Origin of the sequence: Pseudomonas wuhanensis (genome assembly GCF_030687395.1) — a bacterium.
GTDB lineage: Bacteria > Pseudomonadota > Gammaproteobacteria > Pseudomonadales > Pseudomonadaceae > Aquipseudomonas > Aquipseudomonas wuhanensis.
Genome location: NZ_CP117430.1, coordinates 4,468,459 through 4,484,339, shown reverse-complemented (window position 1 = coordinate 4,484,339; position 15,881 = coordinate 4,468,459). Strand labels below are relative to the sequence as shown.

Below are 15,881 nucleotides of genomic sequence, written 5' to 3'. Positions count from 1 at the left end.
TCGAAAATGGCTGAAGTGGTTTTCAACCTCCTCAACCCTCTGGTAGACGTTCCTGATTGTTCTAAGGTCGAGCCAGCAAATGACGAATTACATTAACTAATACGGGTGAGAAGGGCTGCAGGAGGCCGGCATCAGGCGTTTGCAAGTCCTCCAGAAGTAAGCCCAAGAAATCTTCGTCCTCATACTGCAACTCGTCGGGTGGCAGGTTCTGGGTATAAATCAACGCATCAACCAGAGTTTTACGTGCACCGACAAGACCACGATTGCTTTCCTCGGTATGACCCAGATTCAACGCCTCAATGGAAGTATTGGCTCGGTCGGTATGCCCCTTTACCAGACCAGACAGATAGAACTTCAGCTCGGTTTCGCATTCATCCATCAAAGGCGTCAGTGGCAGTGCTCGCGTGCCTCGACCGTGGCCGCATTGATGGGCGCGTTGGCAACTTGCGACTATGTTGGATAAGTCTAAAGTGCGATTTTGCGCGCGATCCTGGGCCTCAATATGCTCGTTATGAGCGTCGTCAATCGTGATTGCCTGGCAGCAATACGCACATAAGCCGTACTGTTCCGAGATACACGCTGAGCGAATGGACCGACTCTCTTCAACGGGCAAATCCCGGTAACGTAATGTGCTGTTCAAGCGCTTCCATCGAGTCAGCGCCTCCGGCTCAATACCCTTGTTGATCTTACGCACGACGCAACTCCAGTTTGCGGATCAACAGTGCGGCCTTCGCCAACTCCAGATGACCGTCTGAAAGCTCCAGTGACAGCTCGGAAAACAATTTCCTGGCTTCGTCCAAGTCACCATCCTGCAGGCGCTCAAGCAATCGATTCAGTCTTCGCTGTACCTCGCTGTTACGAACATCGGTGTCCATGACGCTCAACAGAACTTGATTGGCATCAAGGCCATAAAGGCCGTCGCGCTCTTGTAGCTCCCCATCATCCAGTACGTAGCACAGCACATCTTTTGCGTCGCTGATGACGAGTGGAGAGTGAGTTGTCAGTACAAACTGGCAATTAGGAAATGTTTCACTCAGTTGTCGGATCAGACTGCGTTGCCATTTGGGGTGCAGGTGTAAGTCGACTTCATCAATCAGTACGATTCCGTCACCGTGTAAAGGGTTTTCCAGCGATTGATTCATCATTGCCAATCGGCGTGCGATGTCTCCGACCAACGCCATCATGGACTTTTCACCCTGCGACAGCTGAGACACATTTAACGTGGCTCCGCCTTTATCGATGGCCATGTGCAACCGTGGCTTACGCTTTACTCTCAAATTGCTGAAGCCAGGCATGAAGGCTGCGATTGCAGTGCGAACCGCCGTCAACTGACGATCACGAGAGGATGCCTTCAACTGGGAAAGCGTTTTCCAAATGTCACTGTCCTTTCCAAACTTTTCGGAGATTTCGGACAAGGCGGTGCTGGACACGCCGGTTTCATTTTCACTGTCCTCGCGCTCGCGAAACCATTCAAAGAAACGCCGAAAATCGACACCCCTATTCAACGAATTGTCATAGCCGTCAAGTTGATCAAAGGTATGCTTGGTTCGGATCTTTAAAGGAATTTCCAGTACCGAACGCTCAACCGGATAGTACGCAATCAGTGGAAGAGATGCCTTTTCAATAACGGTCAATTCATCCCGGTAAACATCCGCAAGACGGCTGGCGTCAACCAGAGAGCTGTGAGCATCTGTTTTTCGACCCTGTCTGGATCGAGTAACGGTCCATTGGAATAGAGCATCCTCAGGATCAGCATCGGGATTATTAGGGTTTGCCAGAGAGTCGTCTTTTACAGCAATCGAAATAGAGGCGGATGAGGCGCCGTTTCGAACATCCTCTTCTGCAATGTGACTGCCATTACCCTTCTCGGTACGAATTCTGGCCACCAACCAGCTCAGTGAGATGGCTAGCGACTTTAGAAGCGTGGTTTTCCCGGCACCGTTGTTTCCCACCAGAACTGTCACGTTCGAGGGATGTTTGGCGGTGGGGGCCAACTGAATGTCCAAATCGGTGAATCGACCGACATCCGTGAGCTTGAATTTTTTGATTTCCATTACAGCGCCCTTTGGCGGTCAGTCGGTGTGCAGGCTTGAGCGCGCATTATGTCATTCCCGGCGACGGATTGATCCGATGCCGTTCGGGAGCTTGGGAGGCCCATTAGATACAACGGTTTCGGTCGCATCACAACGGTCATCAATAAAAAGTTAGTTGCAGTGTATGCCCATGAAAATGAGTTGGGCAAAGGCCTTCAATTGCGTCGGAAATTTCCTGCAAAACGCAGAGCACTTCATGAACTGGTGCGGTGGCGAGCATGCCGATAACCTTCTCCAGCCGCTGCAAAATCAGCGGTCGGATGTGGAAGTCCGGTGGTCAGAGACACCTACCAACGCTCGTAAAGCGCATGGCGACATTTTTTATGTCAACATTGCCGCGTTATGGCGGCTGTACGCGGGGCACTTTCGAGTGCGCCGGGTTTTGGTAGGTTCCCCCTGGTCTTCCACACCTGCGTACAGCTGTCACCCTCATGTGGAAGTGAGATTGGCAGTTTTCCTAAATTGTTAATGGAGCTTTACATATGAAGAAAGTTACTCCCAATCCCCCCGAATCCCCATCCGATCCCCTCGATCCCCTCGATCCCGTTCCACTATCTGAAATCACCGAACCCGCCGTCAGCGCTCGCTTGCGTAACCCCAACCACGCTGACCCGATCAGCCATATCTTCACCATTGTCCCCGGCGTCGACACAGAAACCCTGCTAAGCCACGCCTGCGAAACCCTCGCGTCCCTGAATGTCTTGGTCACGGATCTGGCCTGCAAGCTGGAAAGCTCCAACCGTAACGTGGCGCTGTCGATTCAGCAGTTGGCGGTGGTAGCCGAATTGCTGGTGAACCGCGCACTGGACACTATCGATCCGCCCGAAGGCGCGCCTTCCGTTCAGCCAAACACTCAACAATGATCAGGGAGGCTCAGTTATGGCTCGATACATGCCGATTACGGGCATCGACTGCAATATCCCGTCGTTGCTGATTGATACCGAAGCACCCGTGGATGTGTTGCATGACACGGCGGCCTATCGCATCAGAAGCGTGACTCAGCTATTGGAAACCCTTTCCATCGGCGAGGGGATTGGCCGCGATGCATTGCTGTTGCAGGATTTCGCGCGGGTGCTGGCAATTCCGCTGCGCGACGGTTGTGATTTGATGGATGTGATCGGGCGACGATTGCAGGCACAGGTTTAAAGGCAGTAACGAAAATGGGCGACCTCAACAGGTCGCCCATTTTATTTACCGCCAGAAATCTGGAATCTAACCGCCCATTGTGGCGAGGGAGCTTGCTCCCGCTCGGCTGCGCAGCAGTCGCAAAACAGCCGCCTGCGTTCTATCGGGATTTCCGTGGTGGCAGAGTTGGGGCCGCTACGCGCCCCGGCGGGAGCAAGCTCCCTCGCCACAGGGAGTGGCTGCCCAGCCTTAATGGGTTGTCGGGATTATTCGGTCAGCGCACTTAATATTGTGTGAGCGATTTTGACTCGCTCGGCGTTCGGGTAGTTTTTGTTGGCCAGGATCACGATGCCGATGTCTTTGGCCGGGATAAAGGCGACGTAGGCGCCGAAGCCGCCGGTTGAGCCGGTTTTGTTGATCAGAACATTATCGCGTGGGGATTGCGGCGGGTTCAGCGGTTGGACGGCATGGGCTTCCATCGCCATCTGCGACGAGTTACCCGCCAGCAATGTATCGAGCGTTACCGGGTAGTTGTAGAACTCCCATCCCAACCCTTGAGTCATCTCGCCGACCTTGTAGTAACCGGTGTGAGTGGTGGCGATGGCTTGCTGCAAGGGCTTTTCCAGTGACGCGGGATTCATGTTCGCCTCAACATAACGAAGCAGGTCCGAAGCGCTGGTTTTCACGCCATACGCTTCAGAATCCAGTGCGCCCGGCCCGACCCGCACAGGTTTGTCGTTTTTGTCGTAACCCCAAGCGTAAAGCCCCATCTGATCCTTCGGTACCTTGAGGTAGCTGTGCTTGAGGCCGAGTTTGGGCAGCAAGGTTTTTTCCATCAGCGTATCGAACGGCGCACCCATGCTGTGGGCCGCCAGATAGCCGAACAACCCAAGGCTGGGGTTTGAATACTGACGATGAGTGCCAGCGGCGTAGGTCGGTTTCCATTGTTTGTAGTAACCAAGCATCTTGTCCCGATGGTCTGCCTCGCTGGGGAATTGCAGCGGCAGGCCACCGGCGGTGTAGGTGCCGAGTTGCAGCACGCTAATGTTGTCGAACGCGCTGCCATGCAATGTCGGCAGAACCTGACTGGCGCTTTCCGACAGGGACAGTTTGCCGCTCGCCTGGGCGTAGGCGGCGAGGGTGGCGGTGAAGGTTTTGCTCACCGAACCGATCTCGAACAGGGTGTCTTGGGTGACTGCCTTGCCGCTTTCTTTCGAGGCCACGCCGTAGTTAAAGTAATGCGGCTGGCCGTTGACGGTGATTGCGACTGCGACACCAGGGATCTGCTGTCGCTGCATCACTGGTTCGATGGCGGCTTTCACGACGGCTTCGATGCGGTCGTCAGCAAAGCTGTGACTGACGCCGAGGAGAAGTGCAAAAGCGCTGTAGAACACTGGTTTTTTCTGATTTTTTTTAGACATGATTGAGCCACTTTCCATGATTGTTCGTGGTGTAAACCGCTACACTCCGAGCGGTTTTCCAAGTCGGTCCGCTACTGGGCGGGCTAAATCTAGTCAGTTTGCCGAAGACCGACAAACGACGATATTTCGGATGAGCCATTAGAAAATTTTGGGAGTGGGCATGATTCGACCTCAACTGCCGCTGAATGCGCTGCGCGCTTTCGAGGCTTCGGCGCGCCATTTGAGTTTCACCCGGGCGGCGGTGGAGTTGTGTGTCACGCAGGCAGCGGTGAGTCATCAGGTCAAAAGCCTTGAGGCCCAGCTTAACGTGACCTTGTTCAAACGCCTGCCCCGCGGCCTGATGCTGACCAGCGAAGGGGAAACCCTGCTGCCGGTGTTACGCGAATCCTTCGACCGGATCGCCGAAACCCTGGAGCGTTTCGAGGGCGGGCATTTTCGCGAAGTGCTGACGGTGGGCGCCGTGGGGACTTTCGCGGTGGGCTGGCTGTTGCCGCGGTTGGCGGACTTTCAGAAGAAACATCCGTTCATAGATTTGCGCCTGTCGACCAACAACAACCGGGTGGATGTGGCCGCCGAAGGCCTGGATTACGCCATTCGTTTTGGCGCGGGAGCGTGGCACGGGATCGAAGCGGTGCGGTTGATCGAGGCACCGTTGTCGGTTCTTTGCGTTCCAGAGATCGCCCGGCAACTGCACACGCCAGCCGATCTGTTGCAGCAAACACTGTTGCGCTCCTATCGCACGGACGAGTGGCCAGAGTGGTTCCAGGCGGCAGGGCTTTCAACCCATGCAGCACCGCCACGCAGCATCGTCTTCGATTCCTCGCTGGCGATGATGGAAGCGGCACTGCAAGGGGCAGGCGTTGCCTTGGCGCCGCCGTTGATGTTCTCCCGGCAATTGGCCGCGGATGCGATCCAGCAACCTTTCGCCATCGCGATCACCACGGGCAGCTACTGGCTGACCCGCTTGCAGTCGCGCCCCGAAACCTCGGCGATGGCGGCGTTCCGGGGGTGGCTGCTGCAAGCGGCACAGAGGTGCTAGCGTGAATGCCACTCCTGTGGGAGATTCACTTTTCGAGACGCTCGGCAGGGCTGACAGCTACCTGCCGCCCGCGCTCCAGGTCGACGCCGGCGAGGATCAGCAGGCCGACAATGAAATAGCTGCCGGTAATCAGCATCGCCAGGCGGTGGTCTCCTCCGGACAGCCAACTGGTCAGGCCGTAAGTCATGGGGCCGAGGATTGCCGACAGTTTGACCGCTAGCCCCCAGAGGCCGAAGAACTCCGCCAGCCGCGTCGGCGGCGCGAGCAGACCGACTATCGCACGTCCGGCCGATTGGCTGGCGCCCATGCACAGACCCGCGAGGTTGGCCGCCAGCCAGAACAGCTCGGGGCCGCGCGCGACCCAGATCAGGCCGACCATGCCGAGCCAGCCCAGCAGGGTCAGCGCCAGCGTGGCGCGATGGCCGAGGCGATCCTGCAGCCAACCGAACAGCACGGCACCGATGGAGGCCGTGATATTCACCACCAGGATCAGCAGCAGCGTGTCCTGGGTACTGAAGCCCATGACCTGATTGGCATAGATGGCCGCCAGGGCGATTACTGCCGAGATACCGGCCTGATAGCAGACGGTGCAGGCAAGGAAGCGCAGCAGGTCGCGATAGCGGTCGGCTTCGCGCAGCGTCTGTGCGAAGCGCGCCAGCACCGCTTGTGCGATAGGCGTGTCGCCGCGCTCGGGCTGCGGCTGGCTGCGTTCGCGCAGGAACAGGAAGGTCGGCAGGCTGGCGATGGCGAACAAGGACGCGGTGATCAGCATGCACACCGGCACGAACTGCGCCGCAGTCTGGCCCTGCGCCTGGGCCCAGCTGACGAAGGCCAGGCAGGCGCCCAGGCTGACCAGGCCGCCGATATAGCCGAACCCCCAGCCCCAGCCGGATACCTTGCCCAAGGCATCCTCACGGGCGAGTTCGGGCAGGAAGGCGGCAATCAGGTTTTCGCCGCTGCCGAAGCAGAAGTTGGATAGCACGATGAAAAGGATCGCGACACCGAGCTCCCCCGGCCCTGCCAGCGCGAGTCCAGAGGTAAAGACGACGCAACCGATTGTACTGAACAGCAGCAGGCGTTTCTTGCAGGCGAAGGCGTCGGCATAGGCGCCAACCAGCGGCGCGGTCAGGATGATCAGGGCGTAAGAGAGGGCTATGGCGCTGGTCCAGGCGAGCGTACCCCAAGCTTCGCCCTTGGCGACCACGGCGACGAAGTAGGCGTTGAACACGGCGGTGATCACCACGGTCGTGTAGCCGGAGTTGGCGAAATCGAACATCGCCCAGGCCCAGATTTCTCGGCGTGTCACTCCGGGGTTAAGGCTGGCTGGCATGGCGATCTCCCTGCAGACGTCGGGTCCTTGAGAGCCTAGCCCCAAACCGGGGCAGATGCCGAAGGCTGGTCCGGCTGCTACGGATTGAGCCTCGCCGCCATAGGCGCATAATGGCAATGGGCAAGGATTTACGCACCGAGTGTCCTGTGATGAGGGGCCGCCGATGTCCCGTCCGTCTCCAGAAAACCGCGCCGTTCCCCCTTCCGGTGGGGATGCGGAAAAACTGCTCGAAATTGTCCTGCGCACCGTGGTCGAGTTGCGCCCGCAGGCAGCAGAAGGTTTGCACGTCAACTTGCACAGCATGCTGGACCGGGACCTGGGCATCGACAGCCTGGCTCGGGTCGAACTGTGGTCACGCATCGAGCACGAATTCGGTGTGCGTTTGCCGGAAAACCTGTTCGCCTCGGCGGACACCCCCGCCGATGTCCTGCGCGTATTGCACAGCCGGCCTGGCGCCGAGGCGGTACGCCCGTTGCCCTCCAGCGAGGTCCCGGTAGCAACGGGGCAAACACCGGACACCGCGCGAACCTTGATCGAGGTGCTGGAGTGGCATGTGCACCATCAGCCGCAGCAGCCCCATGTGCGTCTGCTCGGTGACAGCGACCAGACGCAGGACATCAGCTATGGCGCCTTGCACCAAGGCGCCCTGGCCGTTGCCGCAGGGTTGCAACGCAGTGGCTTGCGGGCCGGTCAGACCGTGGCTCTGATGTTGCCCACGGGCAGCGACTTTCTCCATGGCTTTTTCGGCATCCTGTTGGCCGGTGGTGTGCCGGTGCCCATTTACCCACCGCTGCGCTTGTCGCAGATCGAGGATCACCTGCGCCGCCAGGCCGGCATCCTGTGCAACGCCGAGGCCAAAATGCTGATTACCGTGACGCAGGCCAAGCTGCTTGCCCGGCTGATCCAGCCGCAGGTCCCGAGTCTGACGCGCATCGCCAGCGTGGCCGAGCTGAGCGAGGGCGGCGAGTGCATGACACCTGTGCGACAACCGGATGACATCGCCTTCCTGCAGTACACCTCGGGCAGTACTGGCCAGCCCAAGGGAGTGATGGTCAGCCACGCTAATCTGCTGGCCAATCTGCGCGCCATGGGTAGGGCGCTGAAGGTGGGGCCGCAGGATGTGTTCGTCAGCTGGCTGCCGATGTACCACGACATGGGATTGATCGGTGCCTGGCTGGGCAGCCTGTATTACGGCTACAGCCTGGTGCTGATGTCGCCGCTGGCTTTCCTGGCACGGCCGGCGCGTTGGTTATGGGCCATCGACCGCTTCCGCGGCACGATGTCGGCGGCGCCCAACTTTGCCTACGAACTGTGTCTGAACAAACTCGCTGACGGCGATCTCGAGGGCCTGGATCTGAGCAGTTGGCGCCTGGCCTTCAACGGTGCCGAGCCGGTCAGCCCGGAGACCTTGCAGCGCTTCGCCGAACGTTTCGTTCGCTACGGCTTGGCCCCTACCGCGTTGGCGCCGGTCTATGGGTTGGCCGAGGCCACGCTGGGCGTGGCCTTTCCTCCCCTGGACCGAGGGCCGCTGATCGACCGGGTACAGCGCGATGCGTTTCAGACCCATGGCAATGCACTGCCCGCCGAAGCGGATTCCAGCGCAACGCTGCGCTTCGTCTCCAGCGGTCGGCCACTGCCGGGCCATCAGATTCGTATCGTCGATGGCAGCGGAATCGAGCTGCCCGAACGCAGCGAAGGGCACCTGCAATTTCGCGGGCCATCTACCTCGGCAGGCTACTACCGCAACCCCGAAGAAACCCGCCGGGTGCTGCGCGATGGCTGGTTCGACTCGCTCGACTTCGCCTACATGGCCGGCGGTGAGGTCTACCTGACTGGCCGTGCCAAGGACTTGATCATTCGCGCCGGGCGCAACATCTATCCCTACGATGTCGAAGCAGCGGTCGGCAATCTGCCCGGGCTGCGCAAAGGTTGCATCGCGGTGTTCGGCAGTCCGGAGCCGGCCACCGGCACCGAGCGCCTGGTGGTGTTGGCGGAAACCAGCGAGAAGGACGCTGCCGCGCGGCAACAGCTGCAGCAGGAGGTCAACCGTATCGTGTTCGACCTCACCGGTGTGGCGCCCGACGATATCGTTCTGGCGCCACCGCATAGCGTGCTGAAAACCTCCAGCGGAAAGCTTCGCCGTGCTGCCAGCCGCGAACTGTATGAGCGCGGCGAAGTGGGGCGACCGCACCTGGCCGTTTGGCGCCAGCTGCTGCGCCTGGTGTTGCAGGCCTTGCGCGGGCATTTCGGTCGCGGCTGGCAGACCTGCCGCGCCGCGTTGTATGCCGCTTACCTCTGGCTGCTGTTCTGGCTGGTCACACCGCTGACCTGGCTGGCCGTCGCGATCCTGCCGCGCCAGCGTTGGTGTCGCAGCTTTACCCGCATGGCCTCCCGGCTGTTCCTGCGCCTGGCGGGTGTGCCATTCAGTGTCACGGGACTCGAGCACCTGCCTTCCTCCTCGGTGAGCGTGCTGGCCGCGAACCATGCCAGCTACCTCGACGGCGTCATTCTCTGCGCGGCCCTGCCGCCGCAGTTCAGCTTCGTTGCCAAGCGCGAACTGGCTGGCCAGTGGATCGCCGGCCGGTTCCTGCGCAAACTCGGTGCCCGCTTCGTCGAGCGCTTCGACCTGCAGCGCAGCGCCGCAGACACCGAGTCCCTGGCCGAGGCGTTACAGACTGGCCAGCCTCTGGTGTTCTTCCCCGAGGGAACCTTCACCCGCGAGCCAGGATTGCGAACGTTCCACATGGGCGCCTTCGTGCTCGCCGCGCGTGCCGGCGTGCCGCTGCTGCCGGTCGCCATCTGCGGCACGCGCAGGGTACTGCGCGACGGTCAGTGGTTCCCGCGTCGCGGTGCAATCCACGTCAACGTCTGCCCTCCGCTGTTGGCGCAAGGACCGGACTGGATGGAGGCCATCAAGCTGCGGGATGCGACGACAGCGGCGCTGCTGGAACACCTGGATGAGTCGGAACGAACCCGGCACGCCGGTTAGGCGAGCTTCCAGAGGGCTACCTCACCAGGCACGGCCGCTTGTTATCGAACCTCCACCCCGGAATCAGAAACTGCATCGCCACGCTGTCATCCCGCGCGCCGAGGCCCATGCCTTTGTACAGCTCATGGGCCTTGGCCAGTTGATCCATGTCCAGTTCAATCCCCAGGCCAGGTTTTTTCGGCACCTGCACGCAGCCGTCGACGATTTGCAGCGGCGCTTTGGTCAGGCGCTGGCCGTCCTGCCAGATCCAGTGGGTGTCGATGGCGGTGATTTCACCCGGCGCAGCCGCCGCGACGTGGGTGAACATGGCCAGGGAAATATCGAAGTGGTTGTTGGAATGCGAGCCCCAGGTCAGGCCCCATTCGTGGCACATCTGCGCGACTCGAACCGAGCCCTGCATGGTCCAGAAGTGCGGGTCGGCCAAAGGAATATCCACTGACTGCAACTGGATCGCATGGCCCATTTCCCGCCAGTCGGTGGCGATCATGTTGGTCGCGGTTTTCAGGCCCGTGGCACGGCGGAATTCAGCCATGACTTCCCGGCCGGAGTAACCGTTTTCCGCGCCGCACGGGTCTTCGGCGTAGGCGAGCACATGATGCTGATCCCGACACAGGCGGATCGCTTCTTTGAGCGACCAGGCGCCATTCGGATCAAGGGTGATGCGCGCATCGGGAAAACGTTCGGCGAGGGCGGTGACCGCTTCGATTTCCTCGTCGCCACTCAACACGCCGCCCTTGAGTTTGAAGTCCTTGAAGCCATAACGGGCGTGGGCGGCTTCGGCCAGGCGTACCACGGCGTCGGCGCTCATGGCTTTCTCGTGACGCACACGGAACCAGTCGTTGTCGGCGTCCGGTTCGCTGCGGTAGGCCAGATCGGTTTCGTTGCGATCACCAACATAAAACAGGTAACCGAGCATCTTCACTTCATCGCGCTGCTGGCCTTCGCCGAGCAGGGCAGCGACTGGCACATCCAGGTGCTGGCCGAGCAAGTCGAGCAGAGCGGCTTCCAGACCGGTGACGGCGTGAATGGTGATGCGCAGGTCGAACGTCTGCAAACCACGACCGCCGGCATCGCGATCGGCGAAGGTCTGGCGCACTTGATTGAGGATCTTCTGGTACGTGCCGATCGGGCTGCCGACCACCAGTGCGCGCGCGTCTTCCAGCGTCTGGCGAATACGCTCGCCACCCGGCACTTCACCGACGCCGGTGTGGCCGGCGTTGTCCTTGAGGATCACAATGTTGCGGGTGAAAAACGGGCCGTGGGCGCCGCTCAGATTGAGCAGCATGCCATCGTGGCCGGCCACAGGCACAACCTGCATGCTGGTGATGATCGGGGCTTTTGCGGTTTCTTGTGCGTTCATTTTTATGTCCTTAAAAAGCAGGTATTCAGGCGTGACGGGGCGCAGGTTTGCCCAAGGCAGCCACAGGTGCGGGTTTCGGTTTATTGCGCGCGGCGAAGACGATGATCGCGGCGATGATCGAGGTCGCGGCCAGGCCGTACAGCCCGCCCTGAATCGAGCCGGTGTGCTGTTCCAGCAGACCGAAGGTGGTCGGCGCAACGAAGCCACCGAGGTTGCCCACGGAGTTGATCAATGCGATTACGCCAGCAGCAATTCGCGCATCCAGATACGCCTGGGGGATCGGCCAGAACAGCGACGATGCCGATTTGAAACCCAGCGCGGCGAAGCAGATGGCGACGAAGGCGAAGATCGGCCCGCCCGTGGTGGACATGAACATCCCGGCGGCAGCGATCAGTAGCGCAGCGGCGACCCAGGCTTGCTGGTGTTTCCATTTGGCCGACAACGTGGCGAAGGCGTACATGCCGACGATCGACAGCAACCACGGAATCGAGTTGAACAAACCGACCTGAATGTCGCTCAGGTCGCCCATCTTCTTGATGATGCTCGGCAGCCAGAAGGTCGCGGCATAGATGGTCAACTGGATGAAGAAGTAGATCAGGCAGAAGAGGATGATCTGACGATCCTTGAGCAGCGTGCCCAGCGACGGTTTGATCGGGGTCGCGGCTTCGCGGGCCCGTTGTTCGTCATCGATGGCTTTGACCAGCGCGTCCTGCTCGGGACGGGTCAGCCATTTGGCGTCGTGGGGTTTGGAGTCCAGCCAGAACCAGACGAACACGCACAGTACGACCGAGAACATGCCTTCGATGAAGTACATCCATTGCCAGCCGTGCATGCCCAAGCCGCTGATTTGCAGCAGCAGCCCGGACAGCGGGCCGGAGATCAGTGACGCAATGGCCGAGCCGCTGAGGAAGATCGCAATCGCCTTGCCACGTTCGACGCCGGGCAACCAGCGGGTGAAGTAATAAATCACCCCGGGGAAGAAACCGGCTTCGGCCACGCCCAGTAGAAACCGCAGGATGTAGAAGTGGGTTTCGTTCTGGATGAATGCCATGCAGGAAGCCACCAGACCCCAGGTCAGCATGATGCGGGTCAGCCAGATTCGTGCGCCGACTTTTTGCAGGAGGATGTTGGAAGGGACTTCGAACAGCGCGTAACCGATGAAGAACAGACCGGCACCGAGGCCGTAGGCGGCAGCGCCAATGCCTAAGTCATGTTCCATGTGAGCGCGGACGAAGCCGATGTTCACACGGTCGATGTAGTTGACGATGAACATGATCACGAACAGCGGCAGGACGTGGCGTTTCACTTTTGAGATGGCGGACTTCAGGACCGAATCGGCGCCATCGTTCATCCCGGATATGGATGTATTCACTGCTTTTTCTCCCACTCGTTATTTTTATGCGGGGTGTGGCTGGGTGCTGCGTTGTTGATAGACATCATACAACTAGATTTTTTTGTCTTACAAGTGCTGTCTCTCAACAAAATGGCGCTAGGTGGGAGGGTTTTTATTCGTGTTTTGGTTTTGTGTGGCGTATTTGCTGGGTTGCGTCGGGATTAGTTCAGTCGGTGATTTTTTCTTCCGTCGCTATAGAACACTTGGATTCGATAGTTTAAATCGTCTGTCACGGTGTGATAATTGAGTGTTGTCATACAAGTTGAGCGGCATTTTGTTCAGATTCCCGTCACCGAGAAGCGAGTGCAGTGCTACGATCCGGATACCCGCTTTACGGATAAATCACCATGCAAGAAGACATCGATGCACCCGCCCGCAAGCGTGCCCACAACCTGGCCCATGATTTGGTGAGCAAACTGACCCAGAGCATCCTGCTCGGCCAGATGGTGCCGGGGGATAAGCTGCCGTCGGAGAACTCGATTGTTCAGGAGCATGGCGTCAGTCGCACGGTGGTGCGCGAGGCAATCTCGAAGCTGCAGGCTTCGGGGCTGGTGGAAACCCGTCACGGCATCGGTACTTTTGTCCTCGAGCGGGCACCGGATCAGGGGCTGCGATTGAATGTCGATACCGCGCTGGGCGTGCGCAGTATTCTGGAGTTGCGCATGGGCCTGGAAACCCAGGCGGCGGCGCTGGCAGCGGTTCGTCGCACAGACCAGCAATTGGCGCAGATGCGTGAAGCGCTAGATGACTATCAAAACCTGTTGGCCAACAACGACAGTTGCGTCGAGGCGGACAAACGCTTTCATCTGCTGATCGCCGAAGCCACCGGCAACGTGTGCTTCACCGAGATCATGCAGCACCTGGGCAGCGCCATGATCCCCCGGACCCGCGTCAATGCCGCCGAGCGCGGGTCGGCGGATTTGAGCAAGCTCGGGCAACTCGCCAACCTCGAACACGAGGCGATTCTCAACGCCATCAAACGCCAGGATCCGGATGCGGCGCGGGCGGCAATGTGGTTGCACCTGACCAACAGCCGCGACCGCTTTTCGACGGGCGGAGCCTGATTCTGATTGGGGGGGGGCAGTGACATCCAGTCATCGTTCTTCGCGGGCAAGCCTCGCTCCCACACGGATTGTGTGAACACTGCGATCCCTGTGGGAGCGGGCTTGCCCGCGAAGGCGCCAGATGCAGCAACACCAATTAGCGATCAAGCACTGGCCACTTGAATCCCAAAAAACCGCCGCTCCAGATTCAACGCCAACACACTGACCAGCACCACCACCGCACCCACCAACACCATCAACGTCGGCTGCTCGCCCAAGCCAACAGACGCAATTGCCATCGCAGCAGGCGGAATCAAATACATCGTCATCGTCGCACGGCTCAAATCCACATGAGCCAACACAAAGGCCCAGGCCAGGTAGGCGAGGGCGCTGGGAAACACGCCCAATGCAACCACTGCCCATTGCACATGAAGCGGCGCACTGACGATTTCGCTGGCCAGTCCCGGCAGATAAGCCAGCAACAACGCCGTCCCCGACCAGACGGTGTAGCAGACCAGCGTCAACCCGTCGTAGCGCCCGGACTGATGCTTTTGCAACGCAAAGTAGAAACTCCAGGACACAGCCGCCAGCAAGATCAGCAAGCTGTGAGCGTTGATGCTCCCCAATCCATGATCACCAGCCACCACAATCACCACGCCGGTCAAACCCAGAAACACGCAGCCCCAGCGCCAGACGCTCACCCGGTCCTTGAAGACGAAACGCGCCAGCAGCGTGCTGAACAACGGCGTGGTTTGCGCCAGCACACTGGACGCCCCGGCGCTGATCCCTTGCTGGCCGAAATTCAGCGCGACGTGATGCAGGCTCACGGCAAAAAAACCGAGGACGATCAGCAGCGGCCAGTCGCGCATGTGCGGCAGGTGGATGCCTCGGAACACGGCGACTACTGCCATGAATATCGATGCCACCAGAAACCGCAGCAGCGCCAGATGACCCGGGTCATAGGCCTGCAAACCGACATGAATACCGGTCGGGGAATACCCCCAGCAGCCGACGGCAAACGCCATCGCCAGAATGATTTTGACGGAGTGATGAGAGGAGGGTGTGAGTGGCTGCATGGTCGGGCACCTGTGGGCGTATGAACCGAGTATCGGAAGCCTGATCGTTCGCTACAACTGACTTATACTGTGTTAATTGTTCACTTTTGGTGATGTATGGAGCTGGCGCAGATTCGCATGTTCAAGACCGTCGCCGACGTCGGCAGTATCGCCCGGGCGGCCGAGTTGCTGCACTGTGTGCCGTCGAATATCACGGCGCGCATCAAATCTCTGGAAACCGAGCTGGGTGTCGCGCTGTTTCTGCGCGAGGGGCGAGGGTTGCGCATCAGCCCGGCGGGGCAGACCTTTCTGGTTTACGCCTCGAAAATTCTCGCGCTGACGGCTGAAGCCAAACGCGCGCTGGACCCTTCGGCCGAGCCGTCCGGGCCGCTGCGCATTGGCGCCATCGAGTCGTCGGCGACCGGTCGACTGCCGCGTTTACTGGCCAAGTTTCACAAGCGCTATCCGGGCGTTGCCCTGGAACTGACCACCGGCAGTTGGGGCCAGTTGCTCGATGACACACTCAATCACCGGCTCGACGGCGCAATCGTCGCGGTGGATGTCGAGCGCTCACACCTCAAGCGCACGCCGATGTACCGCGAAGAGCTGTTGCTGATTGCTTCGACGTCATTGGGGCCGGTGCGCGATATCACGGATTTGCAGGACAAGACCGTGTTCATGTGGCCTCAGGGTTGTCCTTACCGGGCGGCGCTGGAGCATTGGTTGTTGCGTCAGGGGCAGGCATTGCCGATTGTCAGCCTGGCCAGTTATGGCGCGATTGTCGGCTGCGTCAGCGCCGGGGCCGGCGTCGCGCTGGTGCCCAAAGGGATCTTCGATCAGTACGCCAAAGGGGCGGGGTGCGCGGGGTATGAATTCCCCGAGCTGACGGCTATCGACAACCTGTTTTACTGGCATGAAAACGCCGGGGTTCACCCGGCGCGAGAGGCGTTTGTGGCGATGTTGCGCGAGGAGTTTGCGTGATCACTCACAATGCCAGTCAGTCAACGCAATCCCTGTGGGAGCGGGCTTGCCC

The 15,881-nt window shown here is 59.7% G+C and carries 13 protein-coding genes; 6 read left to right on the top strand and 7 right to left on the bottom strand.

Annotated elements, in window-relative coordinates; all coding sequences use genetic code 11:
• Positions 1-61: 61 nt before the first annotated feature.
• Positions 62-694 (bottom strand): HNH endonuclease family protein, encoded by a 633-nt coding sequence (locus PSH88_RS20760; protein WP_305422349.1) that lies wholly within the window; start codon positions 692-694, stop codon positions 62-64.
• Positions 687-2,054: an AAA family ATPase gene (locus PSH88_RS20755; RefSeq protein WP_305422348.1), complete on the bottom strand. Its 1,368-nt coding sequence runs from the start codon at positions 2,052-2,054 to the stop codon at positions 687-689. Before PSH88_RS20755 ends, PSH88_RS20760 begins: the two co-directional genes overlap by 8 nt.
• A 521-nt stretch (positions 2,055-2,575) precedes the next feature.
• On the opposite strand from PSH88_RS20755, the gene PSH88_RS20750 reads away from it, so the two are divergent.
• Together PSH88_RS20750 and PSH88_RS20745 are read left to right on the top strand one after the other, a co-directional pair.
• Positions 2,576-2,956 (top strand): DUF6124 family protein, encoded by a 381-nt coding sequence (locus tag PSH88_RS20750; RefSeq protein WP_305422347.1) that lies wholly within the window; start codon positions 2,576-2,578, stop codon positions 2,954-2,956.
• A gap of 16 nt (positions 2,957-2,972) precedes the next feature.
• The gene (locus PSH88_RS20745) at positions 2,973-3,239 is read left to right on the top strand and encodes a hypothetical protein (RefSeq protein ID WP_305422345.1); all 267 of its coding nucleotides are present in this window, start codon (positions 2,973-2,975) and stop codon (positions 3,237-3,239) included.
• A gap of 245 nt (positions 3,240-3,484) precedes the next feature.
• On the opposite strand, the gene ampC is transcribed toward PSH88_RS20745, so the two are convergent.
• A complete protein-coding gene (gene ampC, locus PSH88_RS20740) occupies positions 3,485-4,639 on the bottom strand; it encodes a class C beta-lactamase (RefSeq protein ID WP_305422344.1) in 1,155 nt (384 codons plus the stop codon).
• A 160-nt stretch (positions 4,640-4,799) separates the two neighbouring features.
• Between ampC and PSH88_RS20735 the strand changes: the two genes are divergently transcribed.
• Positions 4,800-5,678, top strand: coding sequence for a LysR family transcriptional regulator (locus PSH88_RS20735; RefSeq protein WP_305422342.1), 879 nt, complete (start codon positions 4,800-4,802; stop codon positions 5,676-5,678).
• Between the two features lie 25 nt (positions 5,679-5,703).
• On the opposite strand, the gene PSH88_RS20730 is transcribed toward PSH88_RS20735, so the two are convergent.
• Positions 5,704-7,008, bottom strand: coding sequence for an MFS transporter (locus PSH88_RS20730; RefSeq protein ID WP_305422341.1), 1,305 nt, complete (start codon positions 7,006-7,008; stop codon positions 5,704-5,706).
• Positions 7,009-7,171: 163 nt separating this feature from the next.
• Here PSH88_RS20730 and PSH88_RS20725 point away from each other — a divergent pair, with 163 nt between their 5' ends.
• The gene (locus PSH88_RS20725; protein ID WP_305422340.1) at positions 7,172-9,997 is read left to right on the top strand and encodes an AMP-binding protein; all 2,826 of its coding nucleotides are present in this window, start codon (positions 7,172-7,174) and stop codon (positions 9,995-9,997) included.
• A 16-nt stretch (positions 9,998-10,013) separates the two neighbouring features.
• On the opposite strand, the gene gudD is transcribed toward PSH88_RS20725, so the two are convergent.
• Together gudD and PSH88_RS20715 are read right to left on the bottom strand one after the other, a co-directional pair.
• On the bottom strand, positions 10,014-11,357 hold the full coding sequence (gudD, locus tag PSH88_RS20720) for a glucarate dehydratase (protein WP_305422339.1): 1,344 nt from the start codon (positions 11,355-11,357) through the stop codon (positions 10,014-10,016).
• Positions 11,358-11,382: 25 nt separating this feature from the next.
• A complete protein-coding gene (locus PSH88_RS20715) occupies positions 11,383-12,729 on the bottom strand; it encodes an MFS transporter (protein WP_305422338.1) in 1,347 nt (448 codons plus the stop codon).
• A gap of 368 nt (positions 12,730-13,097) precedes the next feature.
• Here PSH88_RS20715 and PSH88_RS20710 point away from each other — a divergent pair, with 368 nt between their 5' ends.
• Positions 13,098-13,814, top strand: coding sequence for a FadR/GntR family transcriptional regulator (locus PSH88_RS20710; protein WP_305422337.1), 717 nt, complete (start codon positions 13,098-13,100; stop codon positions 13,812-13,814).
• 143 nt (positions 13,815-13,957) lie between these two features.
• On the opposite strand, the gene PSH88_RS20705 is transcribed toward PSH88_RS20710, so the two are convergent.
• Positions 13,958-14,869: a DMT family transporter gene (locus PSH88_RS20705; protein ID WP_305422336.1), complete on the bottom strand. Its 912-nt coding sequence runs from the start codon at positions 14,867-14,869 to the stop codon at positions 13,958-13,960.
• A 96-nt stretch (positions 14,870-14,965) separates the two neighbouring features.
• On the opposite strand from PSH88_RS20705, the gene PSH88_RS20700 reads away from it, so the two are divergent.
• Positions 14,966-15,829 (top strand): LysR family transcriptional regulator, encoded by an 864-nt coding sequence (locus PSH88_RS20700; protein ID WP_305422334.1) that lies wholly within the window; start codon positions 14,966-14,968, stop codon positions 15,827-15,829.
• Positions 15,830-15,881 lie beyond the last annotated feature (52 nt).